The organism is Pseudomonas rustica (genome assembly GCF_049959085.1).
Lineage (GTDB): Bacteria > Pseudomonadota > Gammaproteobacteria > Pseudomonadales > Pseudomonadaceae > Aquipseudomonas > Aquipseudomonas rustica.
Window position 1 is genome coordinate 3,773,552 of record NZ_CP188200.1, and the last position, 19,410, is coordinate 3,792,961.

Consider the following 19,410-nt stretch of genomic DNA (forward strand, 5'->3'; position numbering starts at 1 on the left):
CTGTCGATCCGTATGGGACTGACCCTTAAAGCGCGTTGCATGCCTTGTGGGCGGCAGACGCAAAAATGGCTGCTAGCCTAACGAATTTGGCCTGCAAACGCACTGTTAGAGGGCGAACTATCCGATACGCGACGTTTCTGTGTCGCGTTTACGTATCTATTTTTCGTTGGTACGGCAAAGATCAAAAGATCGCAGCCTTCGGCAGCTCCTACAGGGGATGACGGTTGCCGGCCATGAAGGCATTTCGATCGCCCCCAATGAAAACGCATTTCAATGTAGGAGCTGCCAAAGGCTGCGATCTTTTGATCTTCCAAATTGCAGAAACGACAAAGGCCACCCGAAGGTGGCCTTTGTTTGGTGAAGCGTCAGCTAAGCGCGAGGCTTACTTGACAGCCCAACCGGTCAGCTCGGCCAGGGCCTTGCCGATGTCTGCCAGCGAACGCACGGTTTTAACGCCTGCGTCTTGCAGTGCAGCGAATTTCTCGTCTGCAGTGCCTTTGCCGCCAGAGATGATTGCGCCAGCATGGCCCATGCGCTTGCCCGGAGGAGCAGTCACACCAGCGATGTAGGAAACAACCGGCTTGGTCACGTGTGCCTTGATGTAGGCAGCCGCTTCTTCTTCAGCCGAACCGCCGATCTCACCGATCATCACGATCGCTTCGGTCTTCGGGTCTTCCTGGAACAGCTTCAGGATGTCGATGAAGTTCGAACCCGGGATCGGGTCACCACCGATGCCGACGCAAGTCGACTGACCGAAACCGGCGTCAGTAGTCTGCTTGACAGCTTCGTAGGTCAGGGTGCCGGAACGCGAAACGATACCGACCTTGCCTGGCAAGTGAATGTGACCTGGCATGATGCCAATCTTGCACTCGCCCGGAGTGATAACGCCTGGGCAGTTAGGGCCGATCAGGACTACGCCCAGCTCGTCGCACTTAACTTTAGCGTCCAGCATGTCCAGGGTAGGAATGCCTTCGGTGATGCAAACGATCAGCTTGATGCCGCCGAATGCCGCTTCCAGGATCGAATCTTTGCAGAAAGGAGCCGGAACGTAGATCACGGAAGCGGTAGCGCCAGTGGCTTCTACTGCGTCTTTAACGGTGTTGAACACTGGCAGACCCAGGTGCTCGGTGCCGCCTTTGCCAGGAGTAACGCCACCAACCATCTTGGTGCCGTATTCGATGGCTTGCTGGGTGTGGAAACTACCTTGCGAACCGGTAATACCCTGGCAGATAACTTTGGTGTCTTTATTGATCAGGACGCTCATTATTTGCCCTCCGCAGCTTTGACAACTTGTTGAGCAGCGTCGGTCAGGCTGGTAGCAGCGATGATGTTCAAACCGCTTTCTGCCAGTACTTTAGCGCCCAGCTCAGCGTTGTTACCTTCAAGGCGAACAACAACCGGGATTTTCACGCCGACTTCTTTCACAGCGCCGATGATGCCTTCGGCAATCATGTCGCAGCGAACGATGCCGCCGAAGATGTTGACCAGTACTGCAGCGACGTTGGTGTCGGACAGGATGATCTTGAACGCTTCAGTTACGCGTTCTTTGGTAGCGCCACCACCTACGTCGAGGAAGTTGGCTGGCTTGCCGCCATGCAGGTTGACGATGTCCATGGTACCCATGGCCAGGCCAGCACCGTTGACCATGCAGCCGATGTTGCCTTCCAGTGCTACGTAGTTCAGCTCGAACTTGGCAGCGTGCGCTTCGCGCGGATCGTCTTGCGACGGATCGTGGAAAGTCTTCAGCTTAGGCTGACGGTACATTGCGTTGGCGTCGATGTTGATCTTGGCGTCCAGGCAGTGCAGATCGCCGTCAGCCTTGATCACCAGCGGGTTCACTTCCAGCAGAGCCAGGTCGTGATCCTTGAACAGCTTGGCCAGACCTACGAAGATCTTGGCGAACTGAGCAACCTGCTTGCCTTCCAGACCCAGCTGGAATGCCAGCTCGCGACCCTGGAATGGTTGAGCGCCAACCAGTGGATCGATAGTGGCTTTCAGAATTTTTTCTGGAGTGTCGTGAGCGATTTTCTCGATGTCCACGCCACCTTCGGTGGAAGCCATGAACACGATACGACGGCTCGAACGGTCAACGACAGCGCCCAGGTACAGCTCTTTAGCGATATCAGTGCACGATTCAACCAGGATCTTGGTGACTGGCTGGCCATTGGCGTCAGTCTGGTAAGTCACCAGACGCTTGCCCAGCCACTGCTGTGCGAAGGCTTTGGCGTCTTCTTTGCTGCGAACCAGCTTAACGCCGCCCGCTTTACCGCGACCACCAGCGTGGACCTGGGCTTTGACAACCCACTCACTGCCGCCGATTTTGTCGCAAGCTTCTGCTGCTGCTTCCGGGGTGTCTACTGCGTAACCAGTGGAAACTGGCAGGCCGTATTCAGCGAACAGCTGCTTACCCTGATACTCGTGAAGATTCATGCTTTTTACCGTCTTCGTTAGGTACTGCGCATTCGGCGCTGCGCTCGTATGAGTGCCGCGCCACCTGTGACTGCTGCTTGCGTAGCCTTTCCGGATACCCGGTGCAACTACGCAAGACTGCGTCCAGCGGACATTCCGCGGTGAGACTTGCTCGCAAGGCTCACGACGGGCCGTTACCGCCGTGGTTTCTTATTGTCTGTTAACGCTTTTTGCGGTTGGCAATGTGGATGGCGCCGCCATTCACCGCCAAAGCAGCTTCGTGCAAGGCTTCAGACAGGGTCGGATGGGAGAAAACCATCATGCCCAGATCTTCAGCGCTGGTGCCGAATTCCATACCGATCGCGCCCTGCTGAACCAGTTCTGCAGCGCTCGGGCCAATCACGTGCACGCCCAATACGCGGTCAGTCTTGGCATCAGCGATGACCTTGACGAAACCACCGGTATCGTTGGCGGCCATGGCACGGCCGGAAGCGGCGAACGGGAAGGTGCCGACGTTAACTTCAACGCCTTCAGCTTTCAAGGCCTGCTCGGTTTTACCCACCCACGCGATTTCCGGGTGAGTATAAATAACCGAAGGGATCAGGTCATAGTTCATCTGGGCTTTGTGGCCCTTGATGCGCTCGACAACCATGATGCCTTCTTCCGATGCCTTGTGCGCCAGCATCATGCCGCGCACCACGTCACCGATGGCGAAAACGCCCGGTACGGTGGTCGCGCAGTGATCGTCAACGTGCACGAAACCGCGCTCGTCGAGGGTCACGCCGCTGTCGGAAGCCAGCAGATCAGTGGTCACCGGACGGCGACCAACGGCTACGATCAGCTTGTCGAAAGTAATGGTCTGTTCGCCGTTGGCATCGGTGTAGTTCACAACGACTTCGTCGCCATTCACTTTCGAGCCGGTCACGCGAGCGCCCAGTTTGATGTCCAGACCTTGTTTGGTCAGGGTTTTCAGCGCTTCCTTGGAAACAGCGGTGTCCGCTGCCATCAGGAAGGTGTCCAGTGCTTCGAGGACAACCACTTCCGAACCCAGACGCGACCATACCGAACCCAGTTCCAGACCGATCACGCCAGCGCCGATCACGCCCAGACGCTTAGGTACGGTTTGGAATTCCAGAGCGCCAGTCGAATCGACGATGACGTTCTGATCAACCGGAGCCGGTGGAATGTCGATTGGACGCGAGCCTGGAGCCAGGATCACGTTTTCAGCTTCGATGACTTCAACCGAGCCGTCTGGCTTGGTAACTTCGACTTTCTTGCCAGCCAGCAGTTTGCCGTGGCCCTGGATCGAAGTAACGCCGTTCGCCTTGAACAGAGTGGCAACGCCGCCGGTCAGGTTCTTGACGATGCCAGCCTTGCGGCCAACCATCGCAGCGACGTCCATTTTGACTTCGCCGGTCGAGATACCGTGAACGTTGAAGCTTTCTTTCGCTTCCTTGTATTTCCAGGAGCTGTCGAGCAGCGCCTTGGAAGGAATGCAGCCTACGTTCAGGCAGGTGCCGCCCAGGGCTTGCTTGCCTTCAGCGTCGGTGTACTTCTCGATGCAGGCAGTGGTCAGACCCAGCTGCGCCGCCTTGATGGCAGCCACGTAGCCACCAGGGCCAGCACCGATCACTACTACGTCAAATTTCTGCGACATTCAAAAAATCCTCTTTAGCAATAAAGCTACAAGCCGCAAGCAACAAGCTCCAAGCCCACCCCGCTCGCTTTGAGCTTGTGGCTTGAAACTTGAAGCTTGCCGCTGTTTTTTAGATATCCAGCAACAGACGCGCCGGATCTTCCAGCAGGTTCTTGATGGTCACCAGGAAGGTCACAGCTTCTTTGCCATCGATCAGACGGTGATCGTAGGACAGTGCCAGGTACATCATCGGACGGATAACGACCTGACCGTTGATGGCCATAGGACGCTGGATGATATTGTGCATGCCCAGAATCGCTGCCTGCGGCGGGTTGACGATCGGGGTCGACATCATCGAACCGAAGGTACCACCGTTGGTGATGGTGAAGGTACCACCGGTCATCTCGTCCATCGACAGTTTGCCGTCACGGGCTTTTTTGCCGAATGTTGCGATGCCGCCTTCGATTTCAGCCAGGCTCATCAGTTCGGCGTTACGCAGAACCGGAACAACCAGACCGCGGTCGCTGGAAACGGCAACGCCGATGTCAGCGTAGCCGTGGTAAACGATGTCAGCGCCGTCGATCGATGCGTTAACAGCCGGGAAGCGTTTCAGCGCTTCGGTCGCTGCTTTAACGAAGAACGACATGAAGCCCAGGCGTACGCCGTTGTGGGACTTCTCGAACAGATCCTTGTACTTCGAACGCAGAGCCATGACTTCAGTCATGTCGACTTCGTTGAAAGTGGTCAGCATCGCCATGTTCGACTGAGCTTCAACCAGACGCTTGGCCACGGTGGCACGCACGCGGGTCATCGGTACACGCTTCTCGATGCGGTCGCCAGCGGCGAACACAGGAGCGGCGGCCGAAGGAGCAGCAGCCTTGGCAGGCGCGGCAGCTGGAGCGGCTTTCTTGGCAGCAACAGCAGCGACTACGTCTTCCTTGGTCACACGACCGCCTTTGCCGGTGCCGGCAACGGAGGCGATGTTGATGCCGTTTTCTTCAGCCAGCTTGCGTGCAGCCGGTGCAGCAACAGGATCGTCTTCGCCTTCGGCAGCAGCCGGTGCAGCGGCAGCAGCGGCCGGAGCAGCAGCGGCGGCTGGAGCAGCGGCAGCAGCGCCGCCCGCTTCGATGGAGCCCAGCACTTCGTCGGACAGAACGGTGTCGCCTTCGTTCTTGACGATTGCGCCCAGCACGCCGTCGGCGGTAGCCAGAACTTCCAGTACGACTTTGTCAGTTTCGATGTCGACGATCAGGTCGTCACGCTTGACGGCGTCGCCCGGTTGTTTGTGCCAGGTGGCAACGGTGCCATCGGCAACCGATTCCGGGAAAGTGGGGGCTTTGATCTCGATAGCCATTATCTGTAGTTCCTTAAATTCGGTTTCAGGTGCGCGAAGGCATTAAATGGTAAACGCGGCTTGCAGGAGTTTTTCCTGCTGCTCGGCGTGCATCGATGCGTAACCACAAGCTGGGGCAGCAGAAGCCTCACGGCCCGCGTACTCAAGTACGAGAGACTTGTCGAGGTTACCGATGCTGCGACGCAAGTGGTGCTGGCTGCAGTACCAGGCGCCCTGGTTCATCGGCTCTTCCTGACACCAAACGGCATTTTTGACGTTGGTGTACGGAGCCAGGACTTCTTTCAAGTCGTCCTCAGGGAATGGATACAGCTGCTCGATACGCACGATGGCGATATCTTCACGGCCTTCGGCACGGCGTTTTTCCAGCAGGTCGTAGTAGACCTTGCCGCTACACAGAACAACACGCTCGACCTTTTTCGGATCCAGAGTATCGATTTCCGGGATCACGGTCTGGAACGAACCTTCGGCCAGATCTTCCAGAGTCGAGATGGCCAGCTTGTGGCGCAGCAGCGACTTCGGCGTCAGCACGATCAACGGTTTGCGCAGCGGACGAATCACCTGACGACGCAGCAAGTGGTAGATCTGTGCTGGCGTGGTCGGTACAGCTACCTGAATGTTGTGCTCGGCGCACAGTTGCAGGTAACGCTCAAGACGTGCCGAGCTGTGCTCAGGGCCCTGACCTTCGTAACCGTGTGGCAGCAACATGGTCAGACCGCAGAGACGGCCCCACTTGTGCTCGCCGCTGGTGATGAACTGGTCGATAACAACCTGTGCACCGTTGGCGAAGTCACCGAACTGGGCTTCCCAGATCACCAGCGCGTCCGGCGTGGTGGTCGAGTAACCGTATTCGAATGCCAGTACCGCTTCTTCCGACAGGAACGAGTCGTACAGGTCAAAGCGTGGCTGACCGTCGTACAAGTGCGCCAGCGGAATGTAGGTGCCCGCGTCTTTCTGGTTGTGCAGCACAGCGTGACGGTGCGAGAACGTACCGCGGCCGATGTCCTGACCAGTCATGCGAATCGGGTGACCTTCGAACGCCAGGGTCGCGTACGCCATGGTTTCGGCGTAACCCCAGTTGATCGGCAGGCCGCCGGCTTGCATCTTCTGACGGTCTTCGTAGATCTTCGCGACCTGACGCTGCACCACGAAACCGTCCGGAATTTCCAGCAGCTTGGCGGACAGTTCTTGCAGGGTTTTCAGATCGAAACGCGTGTCGTGACGCGCAGTCCAGGCGTGGCCCAGATACGGACGCCAGTCCACGAACAACTCTTTGTTCGGTTCTTTGACCAGCGATTTCACGACGTGCAGACCGTTGTCCAGCGCGTTGCGGTATTCGTCGACTTTCGCCTGAACACGCTCTGCGTCGAGCACACCGCCCTGGGTCAGACGATCAGCGTACAGCTCACGGGTGGTGCGCTGTTTGGTGATCTGCTGATACATCAGAGGCTGGGTGCCGCTTGGCTCGTCAGCTTCGTTGTGGCCGCGACGACGGTAGCAGACCAGGTCGATCACCACGTCACGCTTGAACTGCATGCGGTAATCGATGGCCAGCTGGGTCACGAACAGCACGGCTTCCGGATCATCACCATTCACATGGAGGATCGGCGCCTGGATCATCTTGGCAACGTCGGTGGCGTACTCGGTGGAACGCGAGTCCAGCGGGTTGCTGATGGTGAAACCAACCTGGTTGTTGATCACGATGTGCACGGTACCGCCGGTTTTGAAACCGCGGGTCTGCGACATCTGGAAGGTTTCCATGACCACGCCCTGACCTGCAAAAGCAGCGTCACCGTGGATGGAGATCGGCAGAACCTTCTCACCGGTCGGGTCGTTACGACGATCCTGACGGGCGCGAACCGAACCTTCTACCACCGGGGAAACGATTTCCAGGTGGGACGGGTTGAACGCCATGGCCAGGTGAACTTCACCGCCGGCGGTCATCACGTTGGACGAGAAGCCCTGGTGATACTTAACGTCACCGGAACCCAGCTCGACCTTCTTCTTGCCTTCGAACTCGTCGAACAGCTCGCGCGGGTTCTTGCCGAAGGTGTTGACCAGTACGTTCAGACGGCCACGGTGGGCCATGCCGATGACGACTTCCTTGGTGCCGTAGGAACCGGAACGCTGGATCAGTTCGTCGAGCATCGGAATCAGGCTTTCGCCGCCTTCCAGACCGAAACGCTTGGTGCCCGGGTATTTGGTGCCCAGGTATTTTTCCAGGCCTTCACCGGCAGTCACGCGCTCAAGCAGGTGGCTCTTGATGTCGGCGGAGTACGTCGGACGACCACGCACGCTTTCCAGACGCTGCTGGAACCACTGGCGCTGCTCGGAATCGGTGATGTGCGTAAATTCAGCGCCGATGGTGCGGCAATATGTCTGCTGCAACGCTTCGTGAATTTCGCGTAGGCTCGCTTCCTCTTTGCCGATGAACAGGTCGCCGGCACGGAAGGTCGTATCAAGATCGGCATTGGTCAAGCCGTAATGATTGATCGACAGGTCTGCAGGTGCAGGACGCTGCCACAGCCCCAGCGGGTCAAGCTGGGCTGCCTGGTGGCCACGCATACGGTAGGCCTGGATCAATCGCAGCACTTCAACTTGCTTCTTCTCGTGCTCACTGCTCACGCTCCCGGCGGAAACCGGTTGGGCGCGGCGCTGGTTCTTTGCCAGCAGCACGAAATGATCGCGAATTGTGGAGTGCGAAACATCAGTGGCAGAGTTGCCGTCGGCGGGCAACTTCTGAAAGTAGGTGCGCCACTCTTCTGGCACAGCGTTAGGGTCGTGCAGGTAGAGCTCATAAAGCTCTTCCACATAGGCAGCGTTTCCACCTGAAAGGTAGGCGCTGTTCCACATGCGCTGCATCACGCTTTCTTGCATGCTTGGTCACCCTCGGTTAGGGGAACACCATCGGCGACGACACCGAGCAAACTTGCAGAAGTCCGAATGCAGCGACTAAAACAAGCCACCTAGGATCACGCTGATAGTCCGGGTACCAGCCCGGATGCCCCTGCTTGTCTCATTTCTTCAAAATAAGAGCCGCAGCTTGTGGCTACTGCTCTGGTTATAGCCATGACGCGGGTTGAAGCCCGCGCCACAGCCTCTACGGTACAGCGGTTACATCAGCTGAATCACACGCCGCTCGAGAGCAACATGTTACGGATGTGACCGATGGCCTTAGTCGGGTTCAGGCCTTTCGGACATACGTTGACGCAGTTCATGATGCCCCGGCAGCGGAATACGCTGAACGGGTCATCGAGCGAAGCCAGACGCTCGGTAGTCTTGGTGTCACGGCTGTCTGCCAGGAAGCGATAAGCTTGCAGCAGTGCAGCTGGACCCAGGAACTTGTCCGGGTTCCACCAGAAGGACGGGCAAGAGGTCGAGCAGCAAGCGCACAGGATGCACTCGTACAGACCGTCGAGCTTTTCGCGCTCTTCTGGCGACTGCAGACGCTCGATGGCCGGAGCCGGCGTGTCGTTCTGCAGGTAAGGCTTCACCTTCTCGTATTGCTTGTAGAAGATGCTCATATCGACAACCAGGTCACGGATAACCGGCAAACCTGGCAGCGGACGAACGATCAACTTGTTACCTTTTACAACAGCAGACAGCGGCGTGATGCATGCCAGGCCGTTTTTGCCGTTGATGTTCATACCGTCGGAACCGCAAACGCCTTCACGGCAAGAGCGACGATAGGAGAAACCTTCGTCCTGCTCTTTGATCAGGGCCAGTACGTCCAGCACCATCAGGTCTTTACCACCGGTATCGACCTGGAATTCCTGCATGAACGGCGCGGCGTCCTGATCAGGGTTGTAACGATATACGCTGACTTGCAACATGGCGGCCACCCTTAATAAGTCCGAATCTTAGGTTCAAAAGTCGGAACAGTCTTCGGCGAGAAGTTCACGGCACGCTTGGTGACGCGCTTGTCACCCGGGAAGTACAGGGTGTGGCACAGCCAGTTTTCGTCGTCACGGTCTTCGAAGTCTTCACGGGCGTGAGCACCGCGCGACTCTTTACGAACCTCGGCAGCGATGGCAGTAGCTTCAGCCACTTCCAGCAGGTTTTGCAGTTCCAGCGCTTCGATACGGGCAGTGTTGAACGCCTGCGACTTATCGTTGATCTTCACGTTGGCGATGCGGGTACGCAGATCAGCCAACTGAGCGATACCTTTCTGCATGTATTCGCCAGTACGGAATACACCGAAATAGTTCTGCATGCAGTTCTGCAGCTCGCGACGCAGGGTTGCCACGTCTTCGCCATCAGTACGGCTGTTCAGCGCGTTCAGACGCGACAGGGCAGCTTCGATGTCGGCTTCGGTAGCGTCGTCGTATTCGATGCCGTCGGTCAGCGCCTTTTCCAGGTGCAGGCCGGCAGCGCGGCCGAATACCACCAGGTCGAGCAGCGAGTTGCCGCCCAGACGGTTGGCACCGTGAACCGATACGCAAGCCACTTCGCCTACAGCGAACAGGCCCGGGATGATCTTGTCGACACCTTCAGCGTCCTGGGTGATCGCCTGACCATGAATGTTGGTGGCAACGCCGCCCATCATATAGTGGCAAGTCGGAACAACCGGAACCGGCGCAACAACCGGGTCAACGTGTGCGAAAGTCTTCGACAGTTCGCAGATGCCTGGCAGACGGCTGTGCAGTACTTCCTCGCCCAGGTGGTCGAGTTTGAGCAGTACGTGGTCGCCATTCGGGCCGCAACCGTTGCCGGCGATGATTTCTTTAACCATCGAGCGAGCAACAACGTCACGACCGGCAAGGTCTTTGGCGTTCGGAGCATAACGCTCCATGAAACGCTCGCCGTGCTTGTTGATCAGGTAACCACCTTCACCACGGCAACCTTCTGTAACCAGTACACCGGCGCCGGCGATGCCGGTCGGGTGGAACTGCCACATTTCAATGTCTTGTACCGGCACGCCAGCACGCAGAGCCATGCCGACGCCGTCACCGGTGTTGATCAGGGCGTTGGTGGTGGACGCGTAGATACGACCTGCACCGCCGGTAGCCAATACGGTGGCTTTGGCGCGGATGTAGGTGGTTTCGCCGGTTTCGATGCAGATCGCGATCACACCGACGAAGTCGCCTTCCTGGTTTTTCACCAGATCGACAGCGTAGTACTCGTTCAGGAACGTGGTACCGGCTTTCAGGTTGCCCTGATAAAGGGTGTGCAGCAGCGCGTGACCGGTACGATCGGAAGCGGCGCACGTACGGGCAGCCTGCCCGCCTTTGCCGTAATCCTTGGACTGGCCGCCGAACGGACGCTGATAGATGCGGCCCTGTTCGGTGCGCGAGAACGGCATGCCCATGTGGTCCAGCTCATAAACAGCAGCCGGGCCTTCCTGACACATGTATTCGATAGCGTCCTGGTCACCGATGTAGTCGGAACCCTTGACGGTATCGTACATGTGCCAGCGCCAGTCATCGTTCGGGTCAGCGGACGCGATTGCGCAAGTGATGCCGCCTTGAGCGGAAACAGTGTGCGAACGGGTCGGGAAAACCTTGGTGATCACGGCAGTCTTGTGACCGCCCTGTGCCAGTTGCAGCGCAGCGCGCATGCCGGCACCGCCACCACCAATAATGATGGCGTCGAAAGAAATCGTTGGAATGTTAGCCATGACTCAGATACCCCAGAGAATCTGCACACCCCAGACGAAGTAAGCGAACATCGCAACGCCGCATACTGCCTGGAAAAGGAAACGTATAGCCGTCGCGGACTTGCCGAACGCCATTGGCGTCAGGTAGTCAGTCGCGATGGTCCACATGCCGACCCAGGCGTGAGCGCCAAGGGCAACAAGGGCCAGGAGGCTGAAAATACGCATCCCGTTGTGGGCGAACAGTTCATGCCACTGGGCATACTCGAGGCCAGGGTGGGCCACGACGTATCCGATCAGGAAGATGAAGTAAGCCGCGAGAACGACCGCAGACACACGTTGCGCCATCCAGTCATAGAGGCCCGAACGCGAGAGGTTCGTGACGTTAGTTACCATATCCAAACTCCTGCCAGAACGATTACCACCACGGAAACGGCGATAACGATTTTCGAGCCCAGCTTGCCGCCTTCCAGCGTCTCACCGATGCCCATGTCCATGATCAAGTGGCGCACACCGGCTACCAAGTGATACAGCAGAGCGGACAGGATGCCCCAAATCACTAGCTTGGCTAGCGGACTGGTCAGACACGCTTTCACCTGACCGAAGCCTTCCTCGGAGCTCAGCGACTTGTCCAATGCGTAAAGCATGATGGCAAGGCACACGAAGAGGATGACACCGGAGATTCGGTGAAGAATGGACGTGTAAGCAGTGACTGGGAGTTTGATGGTCCTTAGGTCTAGGTTTACAGGTCGTTGGCTTTTCACGGCTTTTTTTTCACACTGAAGAGCCCCTAACAATCAGGGCAAAGTTGTTGGGGAGTGCACTGGTCAGGTAACCACCACCCAGGGATGCGACCCCCAATGAAAGCAAGCCCAAAAGCCCTTGGCGGTCGGTGGCCGAGTATAGACAGTTAGGCTACTAATGACAACGCAATCACCTACCCCCAATAGCTGATTGCACAAGTTGCATAAAAGGCGTAAATGGCAGGCAATTTCGAGGAAAAAGTGCGCTTAAAGCCTTCTGGAGCAAGACTTTAGGCAAATTGACATTCGAATTTATCTCACTATAGTGGTGCGGGCCCTGCGTGGGGGGTCTGTCTGATGGTTCAAGCATAAATAGGAGGCCACATGGCTGACAAAAAAGCGCAGTTGATCATCGAGGGCGCAGCCCCCGTCGAGCTGCCCATTTTAACCGGCACCGTTGGTCCCGATGTAATCGATGTTCGGGGCCTGACGGCCACGGGCCGCTTCACTTTCGACCCGGGTTTCATGTCGACCGCTTCGTGCGAATCGAAGATCACCTATATCGACGGCGACAACGGCATTCTGTTGCACCGCGGCTACCCGATCGAACAGCTGGCTGAAAAGTCGGACTACCTGGAAACCTGCTACCTGCTGCTCAACGGCGAATTGCCGACCGCAGAACAGAAGGCCCAGTTCGTCAGCACCGTGAAAAACCACACCATGGTTCACGAGCAGCTGAAAACCTTCTTCAACGGCTTCCGTCGCGACGCCCACCCAATGGCCGTCATGTGCGGTGTAGTCGGCGCCCTCTCGGCCTTCTACCACGACTCCCTCGACATCAATAACCCGCAGCATCGCGAAATCTCCGCGATCCGTCTGGTTGCCAAGATGCCGACCCTGGCAGCGATGGTTTACAAGTACTCCATGGGTCAACCCATGATGTACCCGCGCAACGACCTGACGTACGCGGAAAACTTCCTGCACATGATGTTCAACACCCCGTGCGAGATCAAACCGATCAGCCCGGTGCTCGCCAAGGCCATGGACCGGATTTTCATCCTCCATGCCGACCACGAGCAGAACGCATCGACTTCCACCGTACGTCTGGCAGGTTCTTCGGGTGCCAACCCGTTCGCCTGTATCGCCGCCGGTATCGCCGCACTGTGGGGCCCTGCTCACGGCGGTGCGAACGAAGCCGTTCTGACCATGCTGGATGAGATTGGCGATGTGTCGAACATTGACAAGTTCATCGCCAAGGCCAAGGACAAGAACGATCCGTTCAAGCTGATGGGCTTCGGTCACCGCGTTTACAAGAACCGCGACCCTCGCGCGACTGTAATGAAGCAGACCTGTGACGAAGTGCTGAAGGAACTGGGCATTAATAATGATCCGCAACTCGAACTGGCCATGCGCCTGGAAGAGATTGCGTTGACTGACCCGTACTTCATCGAGCGCTCGCTGTACCCGAACGTCGATTTCTACTCGGGGATTATCCTCAAGGCGATCGGCATTCCGACCAGTATGTTTACGGTGATTTTCGCGCTGGCACGTACTGTTGGCTGGATTTCGCACTGGAAAGAGATGCTTTCGAGCCCGTACAAGATTGGCCGTCCGCGCCAGTTGTACACTGGCTACGAGTCGCGTGATATTTCCAAGCTGGAAGATCGCAAATAAGACCTGTCTTGCGTTAACGTCTTAAGTTGTACCGGGAACGGCCTCTATTTATATAGGGGCCGTTTTTGTTTGGTCTCAGCGGCCTGTGGGCCGACTGGATTTGAGGGTTGGGTGTATATCCGTTTTTGCGGGTGCTGCCGCTGGCGGTTTCGCTCTTACAGCGAGTCCCTTTTTCAAACGCCAAAAAGGAACCAAAAGGCTTTGCCCCTGGCGTACGGCACTTCGCTGAGGCTCAGTGTTCCCTCGCTACGGTGTCCATCCGGGGGCATCGCCTACGGTTTGCTTCGCTGCACCTCCTCTCGATGTATGCGGCTGCGCCGCACGGCGCTTCGCGCCTACCCCCTGATGAACACCTCCGCTCGGCCTGCCGATGGGGCAAAAAATCAAAAGCCAAAGCACAATCAAAAGCCAGATCAAAAGCCCCTCACCCTAGCCCTCTCCCGGAGGGAGAGGGGACTGATCGGGGTGTTTGGGAGAGGTATGCCGGCTTGGGATGCCGAGTCGAATGCATATTTTGAAAAGCCCACCATCGGCTCCCTCTCCCTCGGGAGAGGGCTGGGCGGGCGGCGTTCCGATGAGGGGCAAAAACACCACAAAAACCAAAGCCAAGCGCGCCGTGCTCCACACCACTCAATAGGCCGAGTGTCAGCTCGCCTGCTCTTGATCTTGATCTTGATCTTGATCTCGGAGCCCGTCGGAAGGCTGAGTGGAGGGATTGATCCGGGGGTGGGAGCGCAGCGACCGTTTGGCGCAGCCAAACACAGCGAGAGGAGGTGCAGCGAAGCAAACCGTAGGCGCTGCGCCCGGATCGATCCCGCAGCGAAGGAACCCCGAGCCCCAGCGAGCGGGCCGCACGTAGGAGCAAGCGTTTTTTGCTTACTTTTTTTGGCGTTTGAAAAAAAGTGAGTCGCCGTCAGGGCGAAACCCTAAGCCGCCGTTACCGCAGCAACGGATATTCACCCAATCAAAAAAAACACACCAAAGTCCGATAACCGCCCACAAAAAATGCCCCGATCTCTCAACCGGGGCATTCAGCACAACATTACAAAACCATCAAACCATCAGTGAGAAACCGCCCCACTCGCCCCCAACCCAGTCTGCGAACGCACAAACTGCGGGAAGAACAGCGCACGTTCTTTGTCCGCCGCCGCCGACTTATCCGTAATCGAGAAGAACCAAATACCCACAAAGGCAATGATCATCGAGAACAGCGCCGGATACTCGTAAGGGAAGATCGCCTTCTCATGATGCAGAATCTGCACCCAGATGGTTGGGCCAAGGATCATCAGGCCAACAGCACTGATCAACCCCAACCAGCCGCCAATCATCGCACCGCGTGTGGTCAGCTTCTTCCAGTACATCGAAAGCAACAGCACCGGGAAGTTACAGCTCGCCGCGATCGAGAACGCCAGGCCCACCATGAACGCAATGTTCTGGCTTTCGAACAAAATACCCAGGCCAATCGCCAACACCGCCAAAGCAATGGTGGTGATCTTCGACACACGAATCTCGTCCTTCTCGTTCGCCTTGCCCTTCTTGATCACACTGGCGTACAGGTCGTGAGACACCGCCGAAGCACCGGCCAGAGTCAGACCCGCCACAACCGCCAGAATGGTCGCAAACGCTACCGCCGAGATAAAGCCGAGGAAGATGCTGCCGCCGACCGCGTTGGCCAAGTGCACCGCCGCCATGTTGTTGCCGCCCAACAGCGCGCCTGCAGCATCTTTGAAGGCCGGGTTGGTGCTGACCAGCAGGATCGCGCCGAAGCCGATGATGAAGGTCAGGATGTAGAAGTAGCCGATAAAGCCAGTCGCGTACAACACGCTCTTACGTGCTTCTTTTGCGTCACTCACGGTGAAGAAGCGCATCAGAATGTGTGGCAGGCCAGCGGTACCGAACATCAGCGCCAGACCCAGCGAGAAAGCCGAAATCGGATCCTTGACCAGACCGCCCGGGCTCATGATCGCTTCGCCTTTGGCGTGAACCTTGATCGCCTCGGAGAACAGCGTGTTGAAGTCGAAGCCGACATGCTTCATGACCATCAGCGCCATGAAGGAGGCACCGGACAGCAGCAACACAGCCTTGATGATCTGTACCCAAGTGGTCGCCAGCATGCCGCCAAACAGCACGTACATGCACATCAGCACGCCGACCAGAATCACCGCAACGTGGTAATCGAGGCCGAACAACAGCTGGATCAGCTTGCCCGCACCGACCATTTGCGCGATCAGGTAGAACGCCACCACCACCAGCGAACCGCAGGCAGACAGGGTGCGAATCTGGGTTTGCCCGAGGCGGTAGGACGCCACGTCGGCAAAGGTGTATTTACCCAGGTTACGCAGACGCTCGGCGATCAGGAACAGAATGATCGGCCAGCCCACCAGGAAGCCGATCGAGTAGATCAGGCCGTCGTAGCCGGAGGTGAACACCAGCGCGGAAATTCCCAGGAAGGACGCCGCCGACATGTAGTCACCGGCAATCGCCAGACCGTTCTGGAAACCGGTGATCTTGCCACCCGCCGCATAGTAGTCGGCGGCCGAATTGTTTTTCTTCGAGGCCCAGTAGGTGATGTACAGCGTGGCACCGACGAACGCCACGAACATCAGGATCGCAGGAATATTCAGCGGCTGTTTGGCCACTTCACCCGTCAGCGCATCCGCCGCCCAGGCACCCGGTGCAAATGCTGCAACACTTAATAAAGCCAGTAGACGCCGGATCATTGCTGAGCCTCCTTGAGAATCGCATTGTTCAGGTCGTCAAACTCGCCATTGGCGCGGCGCACGTAGATACCGGTCAGGATGAAGGCAGACAGAATCAGGCCGACACCGATCGGGATACCCCAGGTAATGGATGATTCAGGGCTGATCTTCGCGCCCAGAATATGCGGCCCGTAAGCAATCAGAAGGATGAATGCGGAGTAAAGCCCTAGCATGATTGCCGAGAGAATCCAGGCGAATCGTTCCCTTTTCTTTACCAGCTCCTTGAATCGGGGACTGTTTTGAATCGAGAGGTAAATGCTGTCGTTCATTGTTTTTATCCTCGCAGCACAAATTATTGTTGGAACATAGCTAATGTATGCGGCTGCGGGAGCGGGAACAGACGACCTTAGTAGTAGAACGCCATGACACTTTTGCCAATTTCAAGCATGCGCAAAAAAATGTGGGAGCGAGCCTGCTCGCGAAAGCGTCGGTTCAGTCGAAATATGTATCAACTGACAGATCGCATTCGCGAGCAGGCTCGCTCCCACAGTGGGGTACGGCGGTGTGGCGGTTATTTAGTCCAGTCAGCCACGCGCTCCGGGTGTTTGGCCACCCAATCTTTCGCTGCGGCTTCAGGCTTGGCGCCGTCTTGAATCGCGAGCATCACTTCGCCGATTTCGTCTTTCGAAGCCCACTGGAAGTTCTTCAGGAACTTGGCCACTTCCGGTGCCTTGGCTTCCAGCCCTTTGCTGCCGATGCTGTTCACGGTTTCAGCCGCGCCGTACACGCCTTTCGGGTCGTCGAGGAAGCGCAGTTTCCACTTGGCGAACATCCAGTGCGGCACCCAACCGGTGACGGCGATGGATTCGTTTTTCTTCTCGGCACGGGTCAGCTCGGCAATCATGCCGGCGCCGGAACTGGCTTTAAGACTGTATTTGTCGAGGCCGTAATCCTTGATCGCTTGATCGGTCTTGAGCATCACGCCTGAACCGGCGTCGATGCCGACGATGCGGTTTTTGAAGGTGTCGTCGGTTTTCAGATCTTCGATCGATTTGGCTTTGACGTACTCCGGCACGATCAGGCCGATTTTTGCATCCTTGAAGTTCGGGCCGTAATCGACGACCAGATCCTTGTTTTTCGTCCAGTATTCGCCGTGCGTTACTGGCAGCCAGGCCGAAAGCATGGCGTCGAGTTTGCCGGTGGCAACACCCTGCCACATGATCCCGGTGGCGACGGCTTGCAGCTTCACGTCGTAGCCGAGTTTCTGTTTGATCACTTCGGCGGCTACGTGGGTGGTCGCCACGCTGTCGGACCAGCCGTCAACGTAACCGATGTTCAGGGTCTGCTTTTCTGCACTGGCGAAAGTGGAGCTCATCGCAAGCACCAGAGCAGCACTTGCGCCTAAAAGTCGTCGCATCTTCATCGTTACTTCCCCGAAATGCTGCGCCCGACGGATGACGGGCGGCGTCAACGTATTGTTATGGTGCACAGCGCCCCCATCACGCCCGACCGCAAACTCGCTGGAACATCAGTGGAGTGCTGATACTTTGATCATCAACCTCACGCCCCTCGCGACCTGCTCTGTCAGCGACCTCAAGACAATAAGAAACGACATCAGAAGGCCATTAACTGCCTTCGAATAATTGGCGCCAGACAATCCGCCCGAACTTTGCATGTCAAAATCGTGCGGGCCACCAACCCCTCTATAAATGCAGGTAACATGCGTCGCTTTGCAGCCACTCGGCCCGACCATGTCCGCGACGTCCCGCTTCCCCTTCCCTGCTTATTTATTCGCCTGCCTGCTTGGGCTGTTTGCGCTCGGCGGCTTCTGGTATGGCCTCGGCCAACCGGTGATTCTGCCGGACGCCGCGACGCCAACGCACAAGCTGCAATGCGCGTCCTATACGCCGTTCGATAAGGATCAGTCGCCGTTCGACGTGCCGTTCAAATTGCGCCCGGAGCGCATGGACGCTGACCTCGCGCTGCTGGCGACACGTTTTGAATGCATTCGCACTTACTCGATGACGGGCCTCGAAGCGTTGCCGGATCTGGCGCGCAAACACGGTCTGAAATTGATGATCGGCGCGTGGGTCAACAGCAACCCGGTCGACACCGAAAAAGAAGTCGACCTGCTGATCAAATCGGCCAACGCCAACCCGGACGTGGTCAGCGCGGTGATCGTCGGCAACGAAGCGCTGCTGCGCAAAGAAGTCACCGGCGCGCAACTGGCCCGACTGATCAACAAGGTCAAAAGCCAGGTCAAGCAACCGGTCACGTACGCCGATGTCTGGGAGTTCTGGCTCAAACACCCGGAAGTCGCGCCGGCGGTGGATTTCCTGACCATTCATTTGCTGCCGTACTGGGAAGATGATCCGTCGAACATCGATGCCGCCCTGCAACACGTGGCGGATGTGCGCCGCGTGTTCGGCAACAAGTTCGCGCCGAAGGACGTGATGATTGGCGAAACCGGTTGGCCGAGCGAAGGCCGTCAGCGCGAGACCGCCCTGCCGAGCCGGGTCAATGAGGCCAAATTCATTCGTGGTTTTGTCGCGATGGCCGAAAAAGAAGGCTGGCATTACAACCTGATCGAAGCGTTTGACCAGCCGTGGAAACGTGGCAGTGAAGGCGCTGTCGGCGGGTATTGGGGTCTGTTTGATGCGGATCGTCAGGACAAAGGCGTGCTCGCCGGGCCGGTGACCAATGTGCCGTACTGGAAAGAATGGCTGGCGGTCGGTGGTTTGATTTTCCTCGGCACTTTGCTGCTGGGCGGACGCGTTCGCAGTACGCGCGCTGCACTGGTGTTGCCACTGCTGGGCGCCCTCGCCGCGTGTTCGATTGGCGCATGGGGCGATCTGGCGCGCGTGACCACGCGGTTTACCAGTGAATGGCTGTGGGTCGCTTTGCTGACAGCGCTGAATCTACTGGTGCTGGCGCATGCGGCGCTGACGCTGAGTGCGCGAACGGGATGGCGTGAACGCGCATTCAATCTGCTGGAGCGTCGCGCGGGCTGGCTGGTCGCGGCGGCAGGGTTTGCCGCAGCGGTGATGATGCTGGAGATGGTCTTCGACGCGCGTTATCGCAGCTTTGCGAGCATGGCGTTTGTGCTGCCGGCGCTGGTTTACCTGAGCCGCCCGGTGAGCGTGCCGCGTCGGGAGATTGCCTTGCTGGCGTTTATCATCGGCGCGGGGATTGCGCCGCAGTTGTATGTGGAAGGTTTGCAGAATCAGCAGGCGTGGGGGTGGGCGTTGGTGAGTGGGTTGATGGTGGCTGCTCTTTGGCGCTGCCTGCGGGTTCGCAAGGGCTGA

14 protein-coding genes are annotated in these 19,410 nt (G+C 57.5%); 2 read left to right on the plus strand and 12 right to left on the minus strand.

Annotation, left to right across the window (positions count from 1 at the left end; all coding sequences use genetic code 11):
* Positions 1-382: 382 nt before the first annotated feature.
* The 9 genes from sucD to sdhC form a co-directional block, all read right to left on the minus strand.
* Complete coding sequence (gene sucD, locus ACP3TY_RS17070; protein ID WP_008082972.1) at positions 383-1,264, minus strand: succinate--CoA ligase subunit alpha; 882 nt, start codon at positions 1,262-1,264, stop codon at positions 383-385.
* On the minus strand, positions 1,264-2,430 hold the full coding sequence (gene sucC / locus ACP3TY_RS17075) for an ADP-forming succinate--CoA ligase subunit beta (protein WP_007919879.1): 1,167 nt from the start codon (positions 2,428-2,430) through the stop codon (positions 1,264-1,266). Before sucC ends, sucD begins: the two co-directional genes overlap by 1 nt.
* Before the next feature lie 199 nt (positions 2,431-2,629).
* A complete protein-coding gene (lpdA, locus tag ACP3TY_RS17080) occupies positions 2,630-4,066 on the minus strand; it encodes a dihydrolipoyl dehydrogenase (RefSeq protein ID WP_053118492.1) in 1,437 nt (478 codons plus the stop codon).
* 109 nt (positions 4,067-4,175) lie between these two features.
* Complete coding sequence (gene odhB / locus ACP3TY_RS17085) at positions 4,176-5,399, minus strand: 2-oxoglutarate dehydrogenase complex dihydrolipoyllysine-residue succinyltransferase (protein WP_064117361.1); 1,224 nt, start codon at positions 5,397-5,399, stop codon at positions 4,176-4,178.
* Between the two features lie 42 nt (positions 5,400-5,441).
* Positions 5,442-8,273, minus strand: a complete 2,832-nt coding sequence (locus tag ACP3TY_RS17090) for a 2-oxoglutarate dehydrogenase E1 component (protein ID WP_053118487.1) — start codon at positions 8,271-8,273, stop codon at positions 5,442-5,444.
* Positions 8,274-8,524: 251 nt separating this feature from the next.
* Complete coding sequence (locus tag ACP3TY_RS17095) at positions 8,525-9,229, minus strand: succinate dehydrogenase iron-sulfur subunit (protein WP_053118486.1); 705 nt, start codon at positions 9,227-9,229, stop codon at positions 8,525-8,527.
* Positions 9,230-9,240: 11 nt separating this feature from the next.
* A complete protein-coding gene (gene sdhA, locus ACP3TY_RS17100; protein WP_008077944.1) occupies positions 9,241-11,013 on the minus strand; it encodes a succinate dehydrogenase flavoprotein subunit in 1,773 nt (590 codons plus the stop codon).
* A gap of 3 nt (positions 11,014-11,016) precedes the next feature.
* Positions 11,017-11,385: a succinate dehydrogenase, hydrophobic membrane anchor protein gene (sdhD, locus tag ACP3TY_RS17105; RefSeq protein ID WP_003222999.1), complete on the minus strand. Its 369-nt coding sequence runs from the start codon at positions 11,383-11,385 to the stop codon at positions 11,017-11,019.
* On the minus strand, positions 11,379-11,753 hold the full coding sequence (gene sdhC, locus ACP3TY_RS17110) for a succinate dehydrogenase, cytochrome b556 subunit (RefSeq protein WP_016773673.1): 375 nt from the start codon (positions 11,751-11,753) through the stop codon (positions 11,379-11,381). The genes sdhD and sdhC overlap by 7 nt, the downstream gene beginning before the upstream one ends.
* Positions 11,754-12,116: 363 nt before the next feature.
* Between sdhC and gltA the strand changes: the two genes are divergently transcribed.
* Positions 12,117-13,406, plus strand: a complete 1,290-nt coding sequence (gene gltA, locus ACP3TY_RS17115; RefSeq protein ID WP_007919904.1) for a citrate synthase — start codon at positions 12,117-12,119, stop codon at positions 13,404-13,406.
* 1,061 nt (positions 13,407-14,467) lie between these two features.
* Here gltA and ACP3TY_RS17120 read toward each other — a convergent pair.
* The 3 genes from ACP3TY_RS17120 to ACP3TY_RS17130 all read right to left on the minus strand — a co-directional run bounded on the left by ACP3TY_RS17120 (position 14,468) and on the right by ACP3TY_RS17130 (position 17,528).
* Positions 14,468-16,126, minus strand: coding sequence for a cation acetate symporter (locus ACP3TY_RS17120; RefSeq protein ID WP_053118483.1), 1,659 nt, complete (start codon positions 16,124-16,126; stop codon positions 14,468-14,470).
* Complete coding sequence (locus ACP3TY_RS17125) at positions 16,123-16,434, minus strand: DUF485 domain-containing protein (protein ID WP_426618047.1); 312 nt, start codon at positions 16,432-16,434, stop codon at positions 16,123-16,125. Before ACP3TY_RS17125 ends, ACP3TY_RS17120 begins: the two co-directional genes overlap by 4 nt.
* A gap of 242 nt (positions 16,435-16,676) precedes the next feature.
* Positions 16,677-17,528, minus strand: a complete 852-nt coding sequence (locus ACP3TY_RS17130) for a glycine betaine ABC transporter substrate-binding protein (protein WP_212544251.1) — start codon at positions 17,526-17,528, stop codon at positions 16,677-16,679.
* Between the two features lie 286 nt (positions 17,529-17,814).
* Between ACP3TY_RS17130 and ACP3TY_RS17135 the strand changes: the two genes are divergently transcribed.
* Complete coding sequence (locus tag ACP3TY_RS17135; RefSeq protein ID WP_426618048.1) at positions 17,815-19,410, plus strand: glycosyl hydrolase family 17 protein; 1,596 nt, start codon at positions 17,815-17,817, stop codon at positions 19,408-19,410.